Raw genomic sequence first — 409 nt, forward strand, 5'->3', positions numbered from 1 at the left:
ATGCCGGGTCGTCGTCCTCGACCTGGTGGCGGGCCGGGGCGCTGCTGGCCGAGGCGGGCTGGCGGGTGAAGGCCCCCGATCTGCCGTCCCACGGCGCCAGTCCTCGCCTGTCCACGCCGCTCACCCCGGGAGCGGCCGCGGCCCGGCTGATCGATGACCTGGCCGACCGACCGATCGACCTGGTCGTCGGGCACGGGTTCGGGGGCGCGGTGGCGCTGGCCCTGCAGCAGCACGGACCGGTGATCCACTCCCTGGTGCTGGAGGAGTACGCCGATGGCGAGCGTGACTGGCCGGCCGCGGCCGACGCGATGGTGACCGCCGCTGACCGGGCTCGCCGGGACCCGGAGGCGGCGCGGGCGGAACTGCGGGTGAGCCGTCCCGGCTGGGACGAGCAGGACCGCAAGCAGGC

1 protein-coding gene is annotated in these 409 nt (G+C 76.3%); it reads left to right on the plus strand.

Annotation, left to right across the window (positions count from 1 at the left end):
- Positions 1–409: alpha/beta fold hydrolase (locus I6F37_RS42495; RefSeq protein WP_225154748.1), on the plus strand; the 409-nt coding region annotated here is incomplete at both ends.

Origin of the sequence: Bradyrhizobium sp. NBAIM08 (assembly GCF_020193935.1) — a bacterium.
Taxonomy (GTDB): Bacteria; Pseudomonadota; Alphaproteobacteria; order Rhizobiales; family Xanthobacteraceae; genus Bradyrhizobium; species Bradyrhizobium yuanmingense.